18 protein-coding genes are annotated in these 20,649 nt (G+C 71.9%); 5 read left to right on the top strand and 13 right to left on the bottom strand.

What is annotated here, in order from left to right; genetic code table 11:
* Positions 1-41 precede the first annotated feature (41 nt).
* Together J5V16_RS04920 and J5V16_RS04925 are read left to right on the top strand one after the other, a co-directional pair.
* Positions 42-575: a GNAT family N-acetyltransferase gene (locus tag J5V16_RS04920; RefSeq protein WP_208494943.1), complete on the top strand. Its 534-nt coding sequence runs from the start codon at positions 42-44 to the stop codon at positions 573-575.
* A gap of 31 nt (positions 576-606) precedes the next feature.
* Complete coding sequence (locus J5V16_RS04925; protein ID WP_208494944.1) at positions 607-1,374, top strand: class I SAM-dependent methyltransferase; 768 nt, start codon at positions 607-609, stop codon at positions 1,372-1,374.
* Between the two features lie 191 nt (positions 1,375-1,565).
* On the opposite strand, the gene J5V16_RS04930 is transcribed toward J5V16_RS04925, so the two are convergent.
* From J5V16_RS04930 to J5V16_RS04950, 5 genes are all read right to left on the bottom strand, one after another.
* On the bottom strand, positions 1,566-2,240 hold the full coding sequence (locus J5V16_RS04930; RefSeq protein WP_208494945.1) for a response regulator: 675 nt from the start codon (positions 2,238-2,240) through the stop codon (positions 1,566-1,568).
* Positions 2,237-3,448 (bottom strand): sensor histidine kinase, encoded by a 1,212-nt coding sequence (locus tag J5V16_RS25395; protein ID WP_208494946.1) that lies wholly within the window; start codon positions 3,446-3,448, stop codon positions 2,237-2,239. Before J5V16_RS25395 ends, J5V16_RS04930 begins: the two co-directional genes overlap by 4 nt.
* A 10-nt stretch (positions 3,449-3,458) precedes the next feature.
* The gene (locus tag J5V16_RS04940) at positions 3,459-4,280 is read right to left on the bottom strand and encodes an ABC transporter permease subunit (protein ID WP_208494947.1); all 822 of its coding nucleotides are present in this window, start codon (positions 4,278-4,280) and stop codon (positions 3,459-3,461) included.
* On the bottom strand, positions 4,277-5,197 hold the full coding sequence (locus tag J5V16_RS04945) for an ABC transporter ATP-binding protein (RefSeq protein ID WP_208494948.1): 921 nt from the start codon (positions 5,195-5,197) through the stop codon (positions 4,277-4,279). Before J5V16_RS04945 ends, J5V16_RS04940 begins: the two co-directional genes overlap by 4 nt.
* Positions 5,198-5,443: 246 nt before the next feature.
* A complete protein-coding gene (locus tag J5V16_RS04950; RefSeq protein WP_208494949.1) occupies positions 5,444-7,117 on the bottom strand; it encodes a bifunctional 3'-5' exonuclease/DNA polymerase in 1,674 nt (557 codons plus the stop codon).
* Positions 7,118-7,207: 90 nt separating this feature from the next.
* Between J5V16_RS04950 and J5V16_RS04955 the strand changes: the two genes are divergently transcribed.
* Both J5V16_RS04955 and J5V16_RS04960 read left to right on the top strand, forming a co-directional pair.
* Positions 7,208-7,351: a GPGG-motif small membrane protein gene (locus J5V16_RS04955; RefSeq protein WP_208494950.1), complete on the top strand. Its 144-nt coding sequence runs from the start codon at positions 7,208-7,210 to the stop codon at positions 7,349-7,351.
* A 95-nt stretch (positions 7,352-7,446) separates the two neighbouring features.
* Entirely contained in the window at positions 7,447-8,520 is a 1,074-nt protein-coding gene (locus J5V16_RS04960) for a hypothetical protein (protein ID WP_208494951.1), read from the top strand.
* Between the two features lie 12 nt (positions 8,521-8,532).
* Here J5V16_RS04960 and J5V16_RS04965 read toward each other — a convergent pair whose 3' ends face one another.
* The 6 genes from J5V16_RS04965 to J5V16_RS04990 form a co-directional block, all read right to left on the bottom strand.
* The gene (locus tag J5V16_RS04965; protein WP_208494952.1) at positions 8,533-9,576 is read right to left on the bottom strand and encodes a LacI family DNA-binding transcriptional regulator; all 1,044 of its coding nucleotides are present in this window, start codon (positions 9,574-9,576) and stop codon (positions 8,533-8,535) included.
* Between the two features lie 20 nt (positions 9,577-9,596).
* A complete protein-coding gene (locus J5V16_RS04970; RefSeq protein WP_243900739.1) occupies positions 9,597-10,538 on the bottom strand; it encodes a carbohydrate ABC transporter permease in 942 nt (313 codons plus the stop codon).
* A complete protein-coding gene (locus J5V16_RS04975; protein ID WP_208494953.1) occupies positions 10,535-11,524 on the bottom strand; it encodes a carbohydrate ABC transporter permease in 990 nt (329 codons plus the stop codon). Before J5V16_RS04975 ends, J5V16_RS04970 begins: the two co-directional genes overlap by 4 nt.
* Before the next feature lie 74 nt (positions 11,525-11,598).
* The gene (locus J5V16_RS04980; RefSeq protein WP_208494954.1) at positions 11,599-12,864 is read right to left on the bottom strand and encodes an extracellular solute-binding protein; all 1,266 of its coding nucleotides are present in this window, start codon (positions 12,862-12,864) and stop codon (positions 11,599-11,601) included.
* 284 nt (positions 12,865-13,148) lie between these two features.
* Positions 13,149-14,579 carry a carbohydrate-binding protein gene (locus J5V16_RS04985; RefSeq protein ID WP_208494955.1) on the bottom strand — a complete coding sequence of 477 codons (1,431 nt, stop codon included), beginning with the start codon at positions 14,577-14,579 and terminating at the stop codon, positions 13,149-13,151.
* A gap of 221 nt (positions 14,580-14,800) precedes the next feature.
* Positions 14,801-15,262 carry a hypothetical protein gene (locus J5V16_RS04990; protein WP_208494956.1) on the bottom strand — a complete coding sequence of 154 codons (462 nt, stop codon included), beginning with the start codon at positions 15,260-15,262 and terminating at the stop codon, positions 14,801-14,803.
* A 105-nt stretch (positions 15,263-15,367) separates the two neighbouring features.
* On the opposite strand from J5V16_RS04990, the gene J5V16_RS04995 reads away from it, so the two are divergent.
* Entirely contained in the window at positions 15,368-16,102 is a 735-nt protein-coding gene (locus J5V16_RS04995) for a M50 family metallopeptidase (protein WP_307792860.1), read from the top strand.
* Positions 16,103-16,117: 15 nt separating this feature from the next.
* Here J5V16_RS04995 and hrpB read toward each other — a convergent pair whose 3' ends face one another.
* Together hrpB and J5V16_RS05005 are read right to left on the bottom strand one after the other, a co-directional pair.
* Positions 16,118-18,733, bottom strand: coding sequence for an ATP-dependent helicase HrpB (hrpB, locus tag J5V16_RS05000; protein ID WP_243900740.1), 2,616 nt, complete (start codon positions 18,731-18,733; stop codon positions 16,118-16,120).
* Positions 18,734-18,802: 69 nt separating this feature from the next.
* Positions 18,803-20,437, bottom strand: a complete 1,635-nt coding sequence (locus tag J5V16_RS05005; RefSeq protein WP_208494957.1) for a serine/threonine-protein kinase — start codon at positions 20,435-20,437, stop codon at positions 18,803-18,805.
* Positions 20,438-20,649: the final 212 nt, after the last annotated feature.

The following is a 20,649-nucleotide window of genomic DNA, read 5'->3' on the forward strand; positions in this document are numbered from 1 at the left end:
AACGGTTGCGCGAAACCCCACGGCCCCTTAGCGTCGACACCGTGCCAGCGCTCATCCTCCCCACCGCCCGCCTCGGGCACTCCTTCGCCGCGGCCCTCCGCGAATTCCAGACCGAAGGCCGCGGCGGACCCGACGACCGCTCCCTCCTCGGCAACCTCCTCCGCGACGCCGGCCCGCCCGACGGCACCGACGCATGGATCGAACGCGTCCTCGACTTCGAGCACCGCCTCACCACCGACCCGCCCCGCGACTTCGTCCCCGCCACCACCTACTGGTGGACCGAGGCCGACATCTACCTCGGCCGCATCAACCTCCGCCACCGTCTCAACGACGACCTCCGCGAGATCGGCGGTCACATCGGCTACGACGTCCGCCCCACCGCCCGCCGCCGCGGCCACGCCACCGCCATGCTCGCCGCCGTCCTGCCCCGCGCCGCCGCCCTCGGCATCACCGAAGCCCTCGTCACCTGCGACACCGACAACACCGCCTCCCGCAAGGTCATCGAAGCCAACGGAGGGGTACTCGAAGACGAACGCGGCGGCAAACTCAGGTACTGGGTGCCCACCGCGACATAGCAACGCAAGCTGACACAGGTTGGGGGACAAGGTGGGACTCAAACGCGTCGACTACGACCGCACACAGCACGCCGGATACGCCAAGGGCCGCAGGCTCCTCCCCGCGAGCCGCCGCACCTGGCTCCGGGCCTTCCGCGCGCACGCCGGCGACCGCCGCATCGGCACCATCGTCGACGTCGGCTCCGGCACGGGGCGGTTCACTCCCGCGCTGGCCGACGAGTTCGGGGCCGACGTGATCGGCGTCGAACCCTCGGCCCGCATGCGGGAGGTCGCCCACGTCGAGTCCTCGCACCCGCTGGTCACGTACGTGCCGGGACACGCCGCGAACCTGCCGCTCGACGACGCGAGCGCCGACCTGGCGCTCATGTTCCTCGTCTGGCACCACGTGCCCGACCGGCCCGCGGCCGCGCGGGAGCTGGCGCGGGCCCTCAGGCCCGGCGCGCGGCTGCTCATGGCGACCACGCTCTCGGACCGGCTGAAAGACCTGTTGCTCTACCGGTATTTCCCGCGCACCCGCGAGATCGACGCCGAAGTGTTCCCCACGCTCGCGGAGACCGTGGAGGTGTTCGCCGATGCCGGGTTCGCGCACGCCGAGCTCACCGAGGTCCACCACCGGTCGGCCGACAGCCTCACCGAGTACGCCGGGCGGCAGCGCATGCGGGCGCTGTCGGTCTACGAGCACCTGACCGACGAGGAGTACCGGGCGGGGCTCGCGGCCCTCGAAGACGACGCCGCCGACGAGACCGTGCCGCGCCCGGTCGAATCCGAATGCGACCTGCTCGCCTTCACCCGCTGCTGAATCTCGTGATGCTGCCGCGCCGGTGCCATGTGACATGGCACCGCCGGTCTCGACCGTTCGGATTCAGGCGGTGCCACATGACATGCGACATGCCACCGCGATCAGAACGCTGACCCATACCAGCGTCGGGATTCGCGCCACATGACATGTGACATGCCACCGGCGACCGGCCCGACCGCCTTGCTCGGTCCCTAGTTGCCGTCGGGGGTGACGAGACCGGTGTTGTACGCGAAGATGACCGCCTGCACGCGGTCCCGGGCACCGATCTTGGCGAGGATGCGGCCCACGTGGGTTTTCACCGTCGACTCGGCGAGATGGAACCGCTCGGCGATCTCGGTGTTGTTCCAGCCGCGACCGATCGCCGTCAGCACCTCCCGCTCCCGCTCGGTCAGCACCTCGAGCCGCTCGGCCGAGGCCGACGGCTCCTCCTCACCCTCAACAGGGAACTGGTCGGCGAAGCGGTCGAGCAGCCGCCGCGTCAGCTTCGGCGCCACCACCGCGTCCCCGGCCGCAACGACGCGGATGCCCGCGAGGAGCTCCTCCGGCTGTGCGTCCTTCACCAGGAACCCGCTGGCGCCGGCCCGCAGCGCCGCGTACGCGTACTCGTCCAGGTCGAACGTGGTCAGCACCAGCACCCGGCTGCGACCGCCCGCCGCGATGATCCGCCGCGTCGCCTCGATCCCGTCCACGCCGGGCATGCGCACGTCCATGAGCACCACATCCGGGCCCAGTTCGGTCGCCCGCCGCACCGCGTCGGCCCCGTTGTCCGCCTCGCCGAGCACCACCAGATCCGGCTGGCTCTCCACGAGCATCCGGAACCCCATGCGCTGCAACGGGTGATCGTCCACGATCAGCAACGTGGTCACCGGCGCTCCTCTCCGTCCCGGGGCAGCCACAAGGCGACCCGCCAACCGCCGAGCGCTTCAGGCCCGGCCACCATCGTGCCGCCGAACGCCGCCGCACGCTCCGACAAGCCTGCCAGACCACGGGCCGTGCCGGCCTCGTCCACCCGGTTCCCCGTGTTGTGCACCGTGACGGCGAGTCCGGACTCCCGGTACTCCAGGGACACCTTGGCCCGCTTGACACCGCGCGCGTGCTTGAACACGTTCGTCAGCGACTCCTGCACCGTCCGGTACACCGCCAGCTGCTGGTTCTCCGACAGCGCCAGCGGCTCGCCCGTCACCGTCACCGTCACCGGCAGCCCGGCCTCCCGCACCCGCTCGATGAGCGCGTCCAGATCGGCCAGTCCCGGCTGCGGCGCCAGCTCCAGCTCCTCGCCCTCCTCGGCCTTCAGCACCGACAGCACGCGCCGCAGCTCCGCCAGCGCCTCCCGGCTCGTGCGGCCGATCGCCTCCAGCGCCTCCTTCGCCTTCTCCGGCTTGGCGGTCGCCGCGTACGCCCCGCCGTCGGCCAGCGCGTTGATCACCGCCAGGTTGTGCCCGATGATGTCGTGCATCTCCCGCGCGATCCGGTTGCGCTCCACAGTCACCGCCTGCTGCGCCGCCTGATCGCGCTCCGAGTGCTGGAACTCCCGGCGCGTGCGCATCAGCATGCCGATCGTCACGATGAACCCGAAGTAGACCGCCGTCGGCGCGAAGTACCCGAAGAACCCGAACACCGAGATCTCTTCGTTCACCAGCCAGTCGACCAGCGACGGCACCAGCGAGACGAGCCCCGCCCACCACAACAGCTTCAAGGGCCGCCGCAGCACCAGGTTGTACAAGACTACGGTGAACGCCACCGCCGCCGCCCCGTTCACGAACCCCGCGTTCGGATTGCTCGTGTACGCCAACGGGATCGTCACCGCCAGCGGTGCGCACTGGCTCAGCAGCACCGCGAACGGGTACCGGCGCCGCCAGATCGTCGGCACCAGGAACATCGCCGCCAGCACCAGCTGCAGCAGCGGCCGCTCCGCCTCGAACTCGCCCACCGCGGCCGCCAGCGCCCCCATGCAGGCGAAGCACGCGTACACGGCGATCGGGAAGAGATTCCAAAGCAGCGGATGCCGGGAGTCGAACTCCAGCATCCGCTGCCACATCCCGCGCTTGCGGGGAACCGTCACGGCCTCGGCCACGGGTACATGCTCACACGTCGCGACGCTTGAGCAGCACGCCCGCCAGCCCGTACGTGACGACGAGCCAGATGCCCATCCACAGCCAGGACTCGCCCACGGACAGAGTCGCCCCGGCCGGGTCGACCATCAGGAGCGTGTTCGGCACGTTGCCGGGCGCGTACGGGGTCACGTCGGTCACCCAGTTCCACGGCAGCAGCGTCGCCAGCTGCGGCAGGATCATGATCACGCCGATGTAGAACCCGATCGAACCGGCCGAGTTGCGCAGGATCGCGCCGATGCCCAGCGCCAGCAGCGCCAGGTACACGATCATCGCCGTGTAGCCCAGCAGCGCCCGCAGCACCCCGTCGTCCGAGAGCGACACACCGCCCAGGCCCGTACCCGAGAAGATCGCCTGCGTCAAGAAGAACGTCAGGAACACCATGGCGCCGAACAGGACCGCGACCACGGCCCCGTACACCGCGGCCTTCGCCCACAGCACCGACAGGCGCTTCGGCGCCGCCGACATCGTCGAGCGGATCGATCCGGTCGAGTACTCGCCGGTCACCGTCAGGATGCCCAGTACGGCGATGAACACCGACGCGAGCGCGATGCCCGCCATCGAGAAGTCGATCGCCGACGCCGCGCCGCCGATCGCCTGGTCGTCCGGGACGCTCGACGCGATGATCGCGCCCAGGCCCGCGCTGAACACGACCGCGCACAGCAGCACGATCCAGGTCGAGCGCAGCGACCACAGCTTCGTCCACTCCGAACGGAGCAGGCCCGCCGTGGAGAGCTTGTACTGCGCCGGCGGCGTGTAGGCCGCGGGGCGGTCGGTCATCACAGCGGCGGTCATCGGTTCGCCCCTTCCGTGGTCTGGCGGTATTCGACCGCGTCGGCGGTCAACTGCATGAACGCGTCCTCAAGGGACCCGCGGTCGGTGCGCAGCTCGTGCAGCACCAGCCCGTGCGCGGCCGCGGTCTGACCGACCACGGCGGCCTCGGTCCCCGTCACCTCCAGGACGCTGCGCTCGGGACTCGAGACGCTGATCCCGGGCCCGGCGAGGTGCTCGGCGAGCCGGGCGGCGTCGGGGGAGACGACGCGCACGCGCGCCTGCCCGTTCCCCGACACAAACGCGTCCACTGTGGTGTCGGCCAGGAGCCTGCCCTGCCCGATCACGACGAGGTGCTCGGCGGTCTGGGCCAGCTCGCTCATCAGGTGCGAGGACAGGAAGACCGTGCGGCCCTCGGCCGCGAGGCCCTTGAGCAGCAGGCGGATCCATTTCACGCCGTCGGGGTCGAGGCCGTTCACCGGCTCGTCCAGGATCAGCACGGCCGGGTCGCCCAGGAGCGCCACGGCGATGCCCAGGCGCTGGCCCATGCCGAGGCTGAAGCCGCCGACGCGCTTGCCGGCGACCTCGTGGAGGCCGACGAGGTCGATGACCTCGGTGACGCGGCGCTTGGGGATGCCGTGGGTGCGGGCGAGGGCCAGGAGGTGCTTGTAGGCGCTGCGGCCGGCGTGGACGGACTTGGCCTCGAGGAGCGCGCCGACCTCGGTGAGGGGCGAGCGGAACTCGGAGTAGTGCTTGCCGTTGACGCGGGCGAGGCCGCTGGTGGGCGTGTCCAGGCCGACGACGGCGCGCATCGTGGTGGACTTCCCGGCGCCGTTGGGGCCGAGGAAGCCGGTGACGACGCCGGGTTTGACGGCGAACGTCAGATCGTCCACGGCCGTCTTCTTGCCGTAGCGCTTCGTCAAGTGCTCGATCTCGATCATGTCCCGAACGCTACGGCGCGGGCGGCGGCGCTTCATCCGTTTCAAGAGCGAACTTCAGGGACGCGAGTGGTACCCGGGTACTACTACTTCGAGCCGGTGCGCCGCAAGGGGATCGGGCCGAATCAGACAAGTAGTGCGTGACGCGTCATATATTACCCGTATCGAAAACCCCCTGGGAAAACCCTGACACACGGGTCCGACACCGGTGGCCGCCGCAATCGGAGCGGGGCGGTGGGGGCCGGTCGCTCATTTCGCTTCGGAGTAGCTGTCGACCACCTTGGGGCGCAGCGGGATGCGGACGGGCAGGTCGCCGAAGAGGGTCGTAGTGGCGGCTGCCGCGGCCTGTTCGATGACCTCGCCGACAGTGGCGGCGTGTTCGGCGGGGCAGTGGACCACGACCTCGTCGTGGAGGAAGAACACGAGTTCGCCGAGGCGGTGCTCGTGGAGTTCGCGGCGCAGCAGCGCCAGCAGGACCAGGGCCCATTCGGCGGCGGTGCCCTGGACGATGAAGTTGCGGGTGAAGCGGCCGCGGCCGGTCGCGGCCTTGGTGCCGTCCTCGGAGTTGAGGGTCTGCCACCAGCGTTCGCCCGGGGCGGGCACGGTGCGGCCGAGCCAGGTGCGGACGAGGCCGCCCTTCTCGCCGATGCGAGCGGCCGATTCGACCCGGTGGAACGCGGCGGGGAAGCGGTCGCGCATGAGCTGCACCAGCTGCGCCGCGTCCCCGGCGGTCCCGCCGTACATCGCGGAGATGAGCGCGATCTTGGCCTTCGACCGCTCGCCGCCCAGGCGCGGCGCGAGCTCGGTGTACAGGTCGTCGGCGGCCGTGGCGGCGATCATCGCCTGGTCGCCGCTGATCGCGGCGAGGAGCCGCGGTTCGAGCTGCGCCGCGTCGGCCGCGACGAGCTTCCACCCCGGCTCGGCCCGGATCGCCTCGCGCACGGCGTGGGGGAGCTGCAGCGCCCCGCCGCCGTCGGTGCCCCAGCGCCCGGTGTCGGCCCCGCCGACCATATAGACGGGCCGGAAGCGGCCCCGGTCGGCGAGCGCCGGATCAGCCGCGGCCCCGGGTGCGCCGGTGGCGGTGACCCAGGTGTCGGCCCAGTTCCAGCCGAACGCCGTCCACACGCGGGCGTGCTCGCGGTAGACCTTGAGCGCTTCGACGGCGGGGTGTTCGACCGAGGCGAGCTCCCAGGAGTGCGTGGTCTTCACCTCGAGCCCGGCCGCGTGGAAGGCGGCGAGGACCTGCTTGGTCGAGTCGGGGTTGAGGTGGTGCCCGAACGCCTCGACCACCTTGTCGGCGAGCGCCTGGAGCTTGCGCGGCCGCATGCCCTTGGTCGGGCGCGTCCCGAGCAGGTCGCGCAGGAGGCGGTCGTGCACGGCGCGGTCGAACGGCACGCCGGTGCGGCCCATCTCGGCGGCCACCAGGGCCCCGGCCGACTCGGCGGCCAGCAGCGTGCCCAGGCCCGGGATGTCGGCCGCGGCGGTGCGCCGCCGCTGGTCGAGCCAGGCCGCCTGGAGCTTGACCAGGAGCGCGGGGCCGTCGACCGGCTCGGGCTCGCGCTCGAAGAGCGTCCCCGCATCGGGGTCGGACTCGGCGGCGACCTTCGGGGGCTCGCGGCCTTCGACGCGGGAGAGGATGCGCTCGGCGAGTCGCAGGTCGCGGCAGCGGTCGAGGCGGGCCCCCGCCTCCAGCAGCGGCGGGTAGTCGCGGGCGGCTTCGGCGAGGACCCAGCGCGGGCCTTCGGGAGCGCCGGGCGCGAAGGGCCGGCCCGCGTCGCCCTCAAGCTGCGCGGTACCGCCGCGGGCCTGGGCCTCGAGCGCGGTCACCGCGGCCGCGAGGTCGCGGTGGTAGGCGACGGCGCCGCCGGGGAGGGGCATCGTCCACCCCTCCCCGCCGCGACCGTGCACGAGTGCGACCTCCACGCAGCCATTGGAGCACAGGCCCCCGACATTCCCGCCCGCTCAGACTGGACTGTAGACATACTTTTCCGGAGTCGCGGGTAACCGGTCCGCATGGCACTCATTTTGTGGATCCTCGCGGTCCTTCTCGTCATTTACGGCATCGTCATGATCTTCCGGGGTCAGGTGCTGCTAGGCATCGTCGTGATCATCGTCGGCCTGCTGGTCGGCCCCGGCGGGGTGAGCCTCTTCACGTAGCGCGGCCGCTTCCGGCCGCACGCACACGTGCGGCCGGAAGCGGCCTTGCCCGCCGTTCCGCGACCCTGGTCGAGGAAAGCTCATATTCTGGGCACATGGCTATGCCTCCGAACACCGGCGGCCCGCCGCAGGGCCCCGATCCTCAGCATCCGGAGGGCCACGACACCGGGCAACCGGGCGGCACAGGCCCTCAACCGCAACCTGACGGTCCGAACCCGCAGGCCCCGCCCGGGGCGGGCCCGCCGCAGCCGCCCGGCTCGCCGGCGTCCCCGTACCCGCCGAGCGGAACCTGGCCCACCGGCCCGCAACCGGCCAGCGGCTACCAGCCCAGCGGACCGCCCTCCAGCGGCGGCTACCCGCCCGGAGGCCCGCCGCCCACCGGCGGCTACACCTACCAGTGGGCACCGCAAGGGCCGCCGCCGAAACCCCACCGCACCGGACTCGTCATCGCCGTCATCGCCGTCGCCGCCGTGCTCGTCCTCGGCGGCCTCGCGCTCATCGCGCTCAACCTCACCCGCGACCAGGACGACAAGTCCGCGTCCGAATCGCAGACCGAATCCGGGGACGCCGAACCGCGCCCCGACGTCGAAGGCGAGGAAGAACCGGGCATCGCCGGAGCGGTAGGCGCCTGCCTCCCCTTCGAACCGGTCCTCATCGGCGTCACCGTCGACCTCACCACCTCCTGCGACAGCGCAGCGGCATTCTGGGAGGTCACCACCGCCAGCGACACGGTCGACGCGACCGTGAACGCCGACGGCGCCATCTCGGACCCGCAGACCGTGTACGACGTCTGCGGCCCCGAACACGGCCGGTTCGACCCCGGCGAGCTCTGGAAGGACTTCTACTTCACCTACGAAGACGCCACCAGGTCCGTGGCCGAGTTCTACTGCGTCGAGGCCGTCGGCAATCCCGACGAGCTCGGCCGGCTCCCGATCACGCCAGACACCGGCGACTGCTTCGACGACAGCGAGCGCTGGTGGACCGTGCCCTGCGGCGACGGGGGCGCCCTGTACACCGTGGTCGACACCGTCCACGTGGACCCGCCCGCCGAGATGACGGTCGACGAGGCCGACGCCGCCTCGGCCCCGTGCTCCGGCGGCGCCTACCTCTGGCAGGTCACCGACATCGAAGGCCGGACCACCGCGATCCTCTGCGGGGACTACCTGTAGGGGCGGCCGGCCTCAGGCGGACTCTCGCACCACCAGTTCGGTCGGGAGGATCTGCAGCGGAGCGACCTCACGGCCCTCCAAGAGCCGCAGCATGGCCCGCGCCATGCTGCGGCCGATCTCCGCGATCGGCTGCCGCACCGTCGTCAGCGGCGGATCGCAGTACGTCGCCAGCGCGATGTCGTCGAACCCGACCACCGCCACGTCCTCCGGCACCCGCCGCCCCGCCTCGCGCAGCGCCTGCAGGGCACCGTGCGCCATCAGGTCCGAGGCGACGAACACCGCGTCGAGGTCCGGCTCGTCCGCCAGCAGCTGCCGCATCCCCGCATGCCCCGATTCGGCGGTGAAATCCCCGACCGCGACGATCGCGCGCCGGTCCGCCGCGGCCAGTGCCTCCCGGTACCCGTCCAGGCGCTCGCGGCCCGCCACCATGTCCTGCGGGCCCGCGACCGTGGCGATCCGCCTGCGCCCCTTGGCGATCAGGAACTCGACCGCCGCCTTCACGCCGCCGACGTGGTCGACGTCGATGCAAGGGGCGTCCACATGCGGCAGCCCGTTGCACACCACCGGCACACCACGGCGCAGCATCAGCTCCGGCAGCAGGTCCGCGTCGTGCAGCGACGCGAACATGACGCCGTCGACGTGCCCGCCCACCGCGTACCGCTCCGCCCGCGACCGCGCCTCCGCCGAACCGGTGGTCAGCAGCACCAGCAGCTTTCCGGCCGCGTCGAGCTCCCCGGCCACGCCCCTGATGACGCTCGGGAAGAACTGGTCGTCCGAGAACACCCGGTTCGGCGACTCGGGCAGGATCAGTGCCACCGAATCGGTCCGGTGGGTCACGAGCGACCGCGCGGCCGCGTGCGGCACGTACCCGAGCTCGGCCGCGGCCGCCTCCACGGCCCGCCGCAGGTCTTCGGCGACCGTCGTCTGCCCGTTGACGACCCGCGACACGGTCGCGCGCGACACGCCTGCCCGCTCCGCGACCTCCTCCAACGTGGGGCGGCCGGTGCGGGGGGCCCGCACCGCCCCGCCGCCGGGCACCGCTTCCGCTCGCCGCATGCGTTCCGCCTCCGTACGTCTCAGCCCTTGACCGCGCCCTGCATGATCCCGCTGATCATGTACTTGCCCAAGAGCGCGAACACCGCCAGCAGAGGAAGCGTAGCCAGCATGGTCCCGGTCAGCACCAACGACTGGTCCGTCACGTACCCGCCGCTGAGGGTCGACAGCGCCACCTGCACCGTCTGCCGCTCCGGGCTCGAGAGCACGATCAGCGGCCAGAAGTAGTCGTTCCATGAGGTCAGGAACGTCAGCACGCCCAGCACGACCGCGGCGGGTCGCGCCGCGGGCATCACGATCTGCCAGAAGATCCGGAACGTCGACGCCCCGTCCATCCGGGCCGACTCGATGAGCGAACCGGGCAGCGCGCCGCGCAGGTACTGCGTCATGAAGAACACCCCGAACGCGCTCACCAGGCCCGGCGCGACCACCGCCCACAGCGTGTCCGTCCACTCCAGCTCGATCATGAGCATGAACAGCGGGATCACGCCCAGCTGCACCGGCACCATCATCGTCGCCACCACCGTCACCAGGAGCACCTTGGCACCCTTGAACTCCAGCTTCGCGAACGCGAAACCCGCGAGGGTCGAGAAGAACACCACCGACGCGGTCACCGAGGCGCTCACGACCACCGAGTTCCACAGCGCCGTCCCGAACGGCACCGTCGCGAAGACCCGCTCCACGTTCTCGACGAGGTTCGCCCCCGGCAGCACCGGCGGCGGGACCTGCGCGAGCGCCGAGTTGTCGCGCGAGGCGACCACGAAGCTGTAGTACAGCGGGAAGCCCGAGAAGAACAGCACCGCGACCAGGGTCAGGTACACGAGCCGGCCGGGCTGCTCGCGCAGCGCCCGCATCCGGGACCGTGCCCGGCGGTCGGACCGGCCCGGCAAGGTGCGGTCCGACCGCCGGGGGACTGCGGCACCGGAGGCCGGCGCGGGCGGGACGGCGAGGCCGGGACGGGTCATGAATCGCTCCTGATGCGGCGGATGAACAGGTAGTTGAGGAGGGCGACGACGACGATGACGAGGAACATCGTCCAGGCGACCGCGGAGGCGTAGCCGAACTCGAAGCCGCGGTTGAAGCCGTGCTCGTACAGGTAGAGGGTGAGCGTCTGGAACTGGCGGGAGGCGCCGCCGGTGACGCCGTTGGGCCCGCCGCCGCCGAACAGCTGCGGCTCGGCGAAGATCTGGAGCCCGTAGATGGTCGAGACGATCACGGTGAACACGATCGTGGGCCGGATCATCGGGACGGTGACGTGGAACAGCTGCTGCATGCGCGACGCGCCGTCGAGGTGCGCGGCCTCGTAGACGTCGCGCGGGACGGCCTGCATGGCGGCCAGGAAGATGAGGGCGTTGTATCCGGTCCACTTCCACGCCACCATAACCGCGATGGCGATATGTGACGTGGCACTGCCGGACTGCCAGTCGATGCGCCCGGCCCCGAGGGATTCGAGGACCCAGTTGACCAGGCCGAAGTCGCGGCCGAACAGCTGGCTGAAGATGACGGCGACGGCCACCACGGAGGCGACGTTGGGCAGGAGCATCCCCATGCGCCAGAACGTCTGCCCGCGCAGCCGCAGGGTCAGCAGGTGCGCCAGGAGGAGTGCGGCGAGCAGCTGGGGAACGGTGGCGAGCAGCAGGATCGACATGGTGTTGCCCAGGGCGTTCCAGAAGTACGGGTCGCTCAGGAGGGCCTGGTAGTTGCCGAAGGCGACGAAGACGTGCTCGTCGGAGAGCAGGCTCCACTCGTGAGTGGACACCCAGGCGGTGTAGGCGAGCGGGAAGAGTCCGAACGCGGCGAACAGCGCGAAGAACGGGGCGATGTAGAGGTACGGGGAGGCCTTGAGGTCGAGGCGGTAGCGCAGGTGCTGGAAGCGGCGGCCGGCGGGGGAGGACCGCCCGGTCGGGTCGGCGGTGCGCGCGGGGCCGGTGCGCTTGGCGGCGATGGTCATCGGGTCGCTTTCAGGATCGTCGGGCGGTGGGCCGGCCGGGCGCGGGGGGCGCGCCCGGCCGGCCCGTTCGGGGGCTAGAACGATTCGAGGTCGCCGAGGACCTGGCTCCAGGCCTCATCGGGCGTCTGGCTGCCGTCCTCGATGCGGCCGAGGCCCTGGCCGATCGTGGCGAGCACGTCGCCCTGGAGCGGGCCCTGGTACTGCGGCCGGACGGCCTGCGCGGCGGCGGTGAAGATCTGGCCGACGGGCGCGTCGTTGAAGTACGCCTTCGTCATGCCGGTGAGCGCCTCGTCCTCGTACAGCGCCGGCGTGGACGGGAAGTTCCCGGTGGACTCGAACACCTTGAGCTGCTGCTCGGGCGCGGTGAGCCATTCGATGAACGCGTAGGCCTCCTCGGGGTGGTCGCCCTGCGCGGGCAGCACCAGGTGCGAGCCGCCCATGTTCCCGGCGCCGCCCGGCACGGTGGCGATGTCCCACAGGCCGGCCGAGTCGGGCGCGTTCGTCTCGATGTAGGAGGTCATCCAGGCCGGGCAGATGATGGTCGCGAAGGTGCCCTCGTTGAACCCGGCGTTCCACTCCGGCGTCCAGGCCTGCAGGCGGTTCGACATGCCCGCCTCGATGGCCTCGACGGTGAGGTCCCAGGCCTCGCCGATGGCGGGGTTGGACTCGACGACGAGGTTGTCGTCGCGGTCGTAGACGCCCTCGTCGGCCTGCTCGACCATGGCGCGGAACATGTTCCCCGAGGACTCGAAGAAGTAGTCGCCGCCCGTCGCCTCCGAGTACTGTCGGCCCACGGCCACGTAGTCCTCCCAGGACCCGGCCCACAGCGCCGACACCTCGTCGCGCTCGACGGGGAGCCCGGCCTGTTCGAACAGGTCGCGGCGGTAGCACATGGCCATGCCGCCGACGTCGGTGCCGAGCCCGATGAGGGCCTCGCCGTCCTTGGCGAGCGCCTGCTGCCACTTCCAGTCGAGCCATTGGCCTTCGAGCTCGGCCGCGCCGAGGTCGAGGAGGTTGTGGAAGCGGTCGGGCTGGGCGGTGTACTGCGATATGTAGCCGACCTCGACGGCTTCGATGTCGGCGGCGCCCGAGCCGGTCGCGAGGTGCGTGGTCAGGTTCGTGTGGTGGTCGGCGAACTCGGCGATGCGCTCCTCGAACTCGATCTCGGGGTGCAGCTTCGAGTACTCCTCGTAGAGGGGGCCGAACCCGAAGTCGCCGAACAGGCCGACGCTGAGGGTGATCTTGCCGCCGTCGTCGCCGCCGCCGGAGCAGGCGGCGGTCAACGCGAGCGCCGCGGCGGCCGCGGCCGCCATCGCGGTGCGGATCGGTCTGGTCTTCATCGGTGGTTCTCCACTGTGTGCGATGGGTGGTGAGGGATCCGCGCCCGGAAGGCCCGGGAGCGGGTGGCGCGGCCGCCGCCGGAACAGCCGCGCCGAAATCGGTGCCGGAGTGAGAGAGCGCTCTCTCACTCGAAGGGGCGGCCCCGCGGCTCGCGGGGCCTTCGGTGTGTCGCTTCGCCCGGGAGCTGTCGGCTCCGGTGCGCCACGTGTGACATGTGATGTGCCACTGAGGAGGGACGGGGGAGACGCGGCCGCGGCAGGAGCACGCGGCCGCGCCGCCGGCATCAGCGTCTGAAGCGGAACTCCTGGACGGACACGAAGTCTTGCGGCTGGCCCGACGTGAAGGTGAGGAACACGTCGTGGGTGCCGGTCACCGAGGCGACGTTGCCCGGCACGTCCCGCCACGAGGTCCAGCCGCCGGTGTTCGCGATCGCGAACGAGCCGATCGGGGCGGCCGTCGCCGAGTCGATGCGGACCTCCACGAGGCCGCTCACCCCGCCGCCGGCGCCCGAGGCGACCCGGGCGACGAAGTCCACCGGGCTCGCCGACCCGAAGTTCACGTCGTCGTACCGGACCCAGTCGCCGTTGCCCAGCGGGCCGATGGACGAACCGCCCGCGGTGGCACCGGAGGTCGCGTTGAACGAGGACGCCGCGATCGCCGCATACGCGTCACGCGCCCCGCCGGGGTTCCCGGTGGTCGGCGGGTCGGTCGGCTCGCCGGTGCCGCCGCCTCCGGCGGTGAACACCCGCACGTAGTCGACGAGCATCGAGTGCCCCGGCACGGTGGCCGCCGTCGGCGTCGTCCGCCCCGAGACGCCGTCGGGGAAGGCCCCGCCGATCGCCAGGTTCAGCAGCAGGAAGTACCCGGCGTGGTCGGTCATCTGCGCCCACGTGTCCGCCGGCAGGTCGCCCTCGTCGATGGTGTGGAACAGCGTCCCGTCGACGTACCAGCGCAGCTGGCCCGCCGCCCCCGACTCGTCCCACTCCATCCGGTAGGTGTGGAACCCGTTGTGGCACGATCCGCCGCAGTAGGTCTGCCCGGCGAGCCCGTTGAACTCGTTGCACGGCCCGCCCGGGGCGACGCCGCAGTGGAGGGTCCCGAACGTCCAGTCCAGACCGTTCACGTTCTCCATGAGGTCGATCTCGCCGATGCCGGGCCAGTTCCAGTGGTTCCCGCGGAACGGCGCGCCCATGGACCAGAACGCGGGCCAGTAGCCCAGCGCCGCCTCCCCGGTCACCTGCGGCAGCTGCAGGCGCCCCTCGACGCGCAGCGTCCCGCCCTGCGGCGGTTTGAAGTCGGCTCGGACGGTCTCGATCCGCGCCGAGGTCCACTGCCCGGCCCCATCGCGCAGCGCGGTGATCTTGAGATTGCCGCTGCCGTCCATGGCGACGTTCGCCGGGTTGCTCGTGTGGGCGGCGATCTCGCCGGTGCCCCAGTTCGCGGGCCCGCCGGGGTAGCTGTGCCCGAGGTCGTAGATCCAGTTCGCGGTCGACGGCTGCGATCCGGCCGCGCCGTTGAACTCGTCGGCCCAGACCTGGTTCCAGGTCTGCGCGGCCGCGGGGGCCTCCTGGGCGCCGGCGTTCGCGACGGTGAGGCCGGCCGCGGCGAGCACCGCCGCGCCTGCGGTGACGGCGGCGAGGACGCGGGCGAGTCGGCGCCGGGGGAGTCGGTGATGGGAGGGTTGCTGTCGTTCGGAGGTCTGCACTCGTGCCATGACGGCTCCTTTGCCGAGGATTCGAGAGACCGCTCTCTCGCTGCCGATCTGCTCTATGATCGATCATGAGAGAGCGCTCTCTCATTCGGTCCAGGCCTCATTCCTACCCGAACGAATCGGTACATGTCAATGGGTTGTGGCCGAACCGTTATCGGCGGCGCAGCGCATCGGCGCAGGTAAGCCCTTGCAAGGCAAGGTGAACGATCACCTCCGCGGCGGCGTCAGCGCGAGCCCTCGTCGCCTTCCGCCTGCGGCGGGGGTTGCTGCTGCGTCTCCCGCGACCGCCGCTGCAGATCGCCCAGGCGCGCCTGCCGCTCCTCCCGCAGCCGGTCCAGGCGCCGCTGGCGCTCCCGGCGCTCCTCGGGCGACTCCGTGCCGCCGAGCATCCGCTTCTCGATCCACTCCACGTGCTCGGCGTGCGCGGCCGCGTTGATCGCCCGCACGTCCTGGTAGGCGCCCCGCAGCGACTCCATCCGCTTCAGCGCGTCATGGCACTGGGCCAGCAGGATCTCGATGTCGGCGTTCTCGGCCGGGTCGGCGTCCGCGCGGCGCGCCTCCAGCCACGCGATCCCCTCCCGCAGCTTCTCGCGGGCCCTGAGGTTGTGCATCGCCAGGTCCTCCACGATGCTGTCGGTCAGCTCGAGGAAGCTCAGGTGAGGATCGGGGCGGTCGTCGGTGCCCATGGGGCCGTCCTTCCACGAGGAGGTGCCGCTACCCCCTCTACCATACGGGCGCGGCTACGATCATCCTTCACCGCGCGACCGATTCACCCCGAAGTCTGAGGCCCAGTGGAATCCATCGAGACCGTCGTCGACACCCTCACCCAGACCCAGGACGCCCCGCCCCTGTGGGTCATGCTCGCCTGCCTGGCCGCGGCCGCCGCGGCCGTCCTGTACACGCCCGTGTGGCGCTGGGCCCGCGGCCTGGTCACCATCGCGCACGAGGGCGGGCATGCGCTCATGGCCGTCCTCGTGCGCCGCCGCCTCACCGGCATCCGCCTCCACGCCGACACCTCCGGCCTCACCTTCTCACGCGGCAAGCCCACGGGCTTCGGCGCCGCGATGACCCTCGTCGCCGGGTACACCGCCCCCGCCGCCCTCGGCCTGGGCGCGGCCGCGCTCATCGGTGCCGGGCGCATCGTGGTGCTCCTGTGGGTCACGCTGGCGCTCCTGGTGGTCATGCTCGTGTTCATCCGCAACTGGTACGGGGCGCTGGCGCTGATCGTGACGGGTGCGGGCGTCTTCGCCGCGACCTGGTACGGCAACGCGATCGTGCAGACGGTCGCGGCCTACCTCGGCGCGTGGCTGCTGCTGCTCGGGTCGGTGAAGCCGGTCCTGGAGCTGGGTTCGCGTCGGCGTCGCCGCCGCCACGGGGCGGGCCAGTCGGACGCCGACCAGCTCGCCGGGATCACCGCGATGCCCGCCGGGGGATGGGTCTTCCTGTTCGCCGTCGCGACGATCGCGGCCGCCCTGTGGGGCACGTACCTGCTGCTCCCGGCCGATGAGTGGTTCGCCGCCGCCTAGCCCGCCGCGGCGCGTTCAGCGCAGGTGCCGCTTCGTCTTCGCGGTCGGTGCGACCGAGTACGGGTCCTCGGGCCAAGGGTGCTTGGGGTAGCGGCCGCGCATCTCCTTGCGCACGTCCTGGTAAGGGCCTTCCCAGAAGGACGCGAGGTCGGCGGTGACCGCGAGCGGCCGCCCGGCGGGGCTGAGGAGGTGCAGGAGCACCGGCACGCCCGCGATCCGCGGCGTCTCGACGGCGCCGAACATCTCCTGGAGCTTGACGGCCAGCACCGGGGCCTCGCCCGAGTAGTCGACGCGGGCCTCGCGGCCGGTGGGGACGGCGAGCGCCTCGGGCGCGGTCTCGTCGATCCCGGCCTGCCACGGCAGCAGGTTCCGCAGCGCCTGACCCACCGGGATTCGTTCCACATCGGACCGTCGCCGCGCCCGGGACCACCACGGCTCCAGCCAGTCGGTGCCGGCGGTGAGCGCGGCGTCGGAGACGTCGGCCCACGGCTCGCCGACGGCCCGGTGGCAGAACGCCATCCGCTCGCGCAGCCGCTTCGACTCCTCCGACCAGCGCAGCAGGCCGAGGCCCTCGCGCCGCAGCCCTTCGGCGAGGGCCGCCGCTACGAGTGCGGGATCGGCCTCCTTCAGCGGCTGCGACGACACCTCGATCGCGCCGAGCGACCGCACGCGGCGCGCGGCGACGTCGCGGCGTTCGGCGTCCCATTCGACGCGTTCGCCCACGCTGTCGCCCACGAGTTCGCAGGCGAGTTCGCCGTCGATGGGGACGGCCGCGCGGATGAGCGCCGCGGCGCGGCCGGGGGAGCGGTCGGCGTCGGCGATGGCCAGCCACGGGCTCCCGGCGAGCGGGGAGCGTTCGGCGGCCACCGCGCCGGTTCCGGCGACGGTGCGCCACTGGCCGGCGCTCACCGGCGGACCGGACCGGCCCGGCTCGCCCGTGCGTCCCCGGCCTGCCGCGGGGGCGGCGCTCGCCTGGAGTTTGGCGACGCGTTCGGGGAAGGCGAGGGCGATGACGGTGGCGGCGGCTTCGTCGTCGCCGACCGCGGAGCGCCGCTCGGATCGCCCTCCTGACGCGCCCGCCGCGCTGAGCGATCGCGTCAGGCGCTTGACCTCGTTCTCCCACTGGCGGTCGCGACTGATGCGCAGCTGCCGCCACAGGGCGAGGAGGTCGTCGCCGCGGGCGCGGCGGTCGAGGTTGAGGAGGGCGGCGACCTCGGCGGCTTTTTCGGCGCCGACGCGGGCGGCGCCGTCGACGAGTGCGCGCGCGAGCCGGGGGTGGACGCCCATTCGGGCGAGGGCGCGGCCGCGTGCGGTCGCGGCGCCGTCGTCGTCGATGGCGCCCAAGGAGATCAGGGTCGCCTCTGCCGCCTCGACGGCGCCAGCGGGCGGCGGACCGGGCAGGGCGAGTTCGGCGACGGGCGTACCCCAGCAGGCCGCTTGGAGCCGGAACGCGGTGAGGTCGGAACACGCGATGTCGGGGGCGGGCTGGGCGGGGCGGCGGGCGTGCTCGGCTTCGCTCCAGCATCGCCAGACCGCGCCGGGGCCTTCGCGTCCGGCGCGGCCCGCGCGCTGATCGGCCGCGGCGCGTGAGGCGTAGGACGTGGTCAGCCCCGGCAGGCCGCGGGCGTGGTCGATGAGGGGCCGGCGGGCGAGGCCGGCGTCGACCACGATCCGCACCCCCGGCACGGTGAGGCTGGACTCGGCGATGTCGGTGGCGAGGATGATCCGGCGGCGGTCCCCGGTGCGCATGACGCGGTCCTGCTCGGCCGACGACATCGAGCCATGCAATTGATATATATCGACTCCGAGGCTTTCCGTCTCGTGGTGGGCCAGGCGGTCGGCCACCCTGCGGATCTCAGAAGCGCCTGGAAGGAAGACCAGGATGTCGCCGTCGTCGGCGTCGAGGGCGCGTTCGACGGTGTGGGCGACGTGGGCGGGGAACCTCGGGTCGACGCGCAGGCCGTCGGGGGCGTTGACGCGCTCCCTCGGTGGGGCCCAATGCATCTGTACGGGGTGGCGCATCGGTTCGGAGCTCACTGCCGGCGCGGGCGTGCCGTCGCCGAGGAGGGCGGTCCACAGGCCGATGTCGGCGGTCGCGGAGGCGGCGACGAGGCCGAGTTCGGGGCGCAGGATCTGGCGGGTCTCGGCGAGGAAGGCGCAGGCGGTGTCGGTCTCGAGGTGGCGCTCGTGGCATTCGTCGAGCACCACGAGGTCGACGCCGGGGAGTTCGGGGTCGGCGATGAGCCGGTTGAGGAGGACGCCGGTGGTGACCACCTCGACGCGGGTCGCGGCGGACCGGCGCGTCTCGCCCCGGATCTGGTAGCCGATCCGTTGGCCGACCTGTTCGCCGAGGATCGCGGCCATGCGCACGGCGGCGGCGCGGGTGGCGATGCGCCGCGGCTCGGCCACGAGGACGCGGCGCTGTGGCATATCACGTGTCACGCGTGACGTGCTATCGCCGGGTGCTCCCGCCACGGGGATGAGGCCCGCGAGGGCGAGCGGGGCGAGCGTCGTCTTGCCGGTGCCCGGTGGGGCGGCGAGCACGGCCGTTCCGGTGCGCGCCACGGCATCGAGGAGGTCGGGCAGGGCGGCGCGGATCGGCAGTTCGGGCAGCGCGGGCGGTGGCGGCATGCCGACCATTCTCGCCGAGCGCACGTTCGCCCCGGCCTCAGGCCGGGGCGAACGTGGGAGTCGACGCGGTCAGCCGGCCTGGTTGCCGCCCGGGCAGGACTCGTCGTTGGACACGTAGCTGAGTTCGACCTGGGTGTCCTCGCCGGCTTCGACGCCGCCTTCGGGGGACTGGTACAGGACTTCGCAGGTGTCGTGATCGCCGCTCTCGGTGGAGGTCGGAACCGCGGAGACGTTGTAGAAGCCCTGGCCTTCGAGGTCTTCGATGGCGTCGTTGACGTTCCAGCCGGTGTAGTCGTCGAGTTCGAGCTGCTGGGGCCCTTCCTCGGACGTCGACTCGTCGGGATGCTCCTCTTCCTCGTTGTCGCCGTTCCCGTTGCCGTTCCCGTTGCCGTTCCCGTTGTTGGAGTCGTCCTCTTCGGAGTCCCCGCCGGAGTCGTCGCTCGACTCCTCCTCTTCGGCGGCGTCGGTCGCTTCCGCGCTCGCCTCGGTCTCCGAGGAGGCGCTGGTGCCCTCGCCTGCGGTCAGGTCCTTGTCGTCGTCGGACCGGTCCCAGGGCTTGAGCAGCACCAGGGCGACGATGATGACCGCGATGCCCGCGACGACCACGAGGATCGGGCCGGTCGGGTTGCGCCGCGGCTCTTCGGCCTCGCGCGGCGGGGGCAGCGGACGCTCCGGGGCGCCGCCGGTCCGGTACTGGCCGGTCCCGGGGGAGCCGTACTCGTCGCGCTGCACCGGCTGCACCGACGTGTGGGCGGCGACGCTGCCGGCGGCCATCGCCGGGGCCGCGCCGGGCGTCATCACCTGGGTGGACTGGAACGACTGCGGCGACGGGCCGGACTGGTACGGGTTCGGCGAGGGCGCGAGGATCGCGGTCGTGCCGCCTCCCATGCCGCCGGACTTGCAGACCTGCGCGAGTTCGGCGGCCGAGGCGAAGCGCTGGCGCGGGTCCTTGGCCAGGCAGCGCATGATGATCTGGGCGACCGGGCCGGGCACGTCGGGCGGGAGCGGCCCGGGCTGGCCGGTGAGGTGGCCGGCGATCGCGGCGGTCGGCTCGTTGCCCGCGAAGGGGGGCCGCCCGGCGAGGCATTCGTAGCCGACGATGCCCAGCGAGTAGAGGTCGGTCGCGCCGGTGAGCTGGGCGCCCTGCAGCTGTTCGGGGGAGGCGTAGGCGAGGGTGCCCATGACGGTGCCGGTCTCGGTGAGCCCGGCGCCGCCCTTCGCGGCGGCGATGCCGAAGTCGACGATCTTGACGGTGCCGTCGGAGCCGACGAGCATGTTCCCCGGCTTGATGTCGCGGTGGATGATGTGGGCCTGGTGGGCGACGTCGAGGGCTTCGGCGGCCGAGGCCATGATCTTCAGTGTCTCGTTGGGGGACAGGCGGCCCCGCTCGCGCAGGACGCCGTCGAGTGCCTGGCCGCGCACGAGCTCCATGATGAGGTAGGAGACGAGGCCTTCGGGCGCGTGCTCTTCGCCGTAGTCGTACAGGCCGACGATGCCGGGCGACTGGAGCTGGGCCACGGCCTGCGCCTCCTGGTGGAAGCGGGCGCGGAACCGGTCGTTGCCGGATAGTCCTGAATGGAGGAGTTTGATGGCGACGGTGCGGTTGAGCCGGGTGTCGGTGCCGCGCCACACCGCGCCCATGCCGCCCGCGGCCAGGCGCTGGTCCAGGCGGTAACGGCCAGCGATCAGGTTCCCGGGTTCCACCCTCGGCCTCGCTTCTGATTCGGGGAGCAGGGGACGAGGGTGAGCTTAGTCGGGCGGCGCGAGGCGGCCGGAGGGCGTCCGGGGCAGTCAGGACTGGTTTGGCCCGGTCGCAATGCGTGACATGTGATATGTCACCTTCACAACGCACCAGGAAACGCGATCCGGTCGCAAATGCGTGACACGTGATATACCACCGCCGCACCGCCTGCCGA

It is taken from the genome of Glycomyces niveus (assembly GCF_017592475.1).
Lineage (GTDB): Bacteria > Actinomycetota > Actinomycetes > Mycobacteriales > Micromonosporaceae > Glycomyces > Glycomyces niveus.

What these genes read in the sequence shown, in the direction of transcription:
- J5V16_RS04990 (WP_208494956.1), bottom strand. Translation starts at nt 15,262, where the DNA reads ATGGGCACCGACGACCGCCCCGATCCTCACCTGAGCTTCCTCGAGCTG.
- J5V16_RS04960 (WP_208494951.1), top strand. Translation starts at nt 7,447, where the DNA reads ATGGCTATGCCTCCGAACACCGGCGGCCCGCCGCAGGGCCCCGATCCT.
- J5V16_RS04955 (WP_208494950.1), top strand. Translation starts at nt 7,208, where the DNA reads ATGGCACTCATTTTGTGGATCCTCGCGGTCCTTCTCGTCATTTACGGC.
- J5V16_RS04945 (WP_208494948.1), bottom strand. Translation starts at nt 5,197, where the DNA reads ATGATCGAGATCGAGCACTTGACGAAGCGCTACGGCAAGAAGACGGCC.
- J5V16_RS04975 (WP_208494953.1), bottom strand. Translation starts at nt 11,524, where the DNA reads ATGACCATCGCCGCCAAGCGCACCGGCCCCGCGCGCACCGCCGACCCG.
- J5V16_RS04970 (WP_243900739.1), bottom strand. Translation starts at nt 10,538, where the DNA reads ATGACCCGTCCCGGCCTCGCCGTCCCGCCCGCGCCGGCCTCCGGTGCC.
- J5V16_RS04965 (WP_208494952.1), bottom strand. Translation starts at nt 9,576, where the DNA reads ATGCGGCGAGCGGAAGCGGTGCCCGGCGGCGGGGCGGTGCGGGCCCCC.
- J5V16_RS04985 (WP_208494955.1), bottom strand. Translation starts at nt 14,579, where the DNA reads ATGGCACGAGTGCAGACCTCCGAACGACAGCAACCCTCCCATCACCGA.
- J5V16_RS04940 (WP_208494947.1), bottom strand. Translation starts at nt 4,280, where the DNA reads ATGACCGCCGCTGTGATGACCGACCGCCCCGCGGCCTACACGCCGCCG.
- hrpB (WP_243900740.1), bottom strand. Translation starts at nt 18,733, where the DNA reads ATGCCGCCACCGCCCGCGCTGCCCGAACTGCCGATCCGCGCCGCCCTG.
- J5V16_RS04980 (WP_208494954.1), bottom strand. Translation starts at nt 12,864, where the DNA reads ATGAAGACCAGACCGATCCGCACCGCGATGGCGGCCGCGGCCGCCGCG.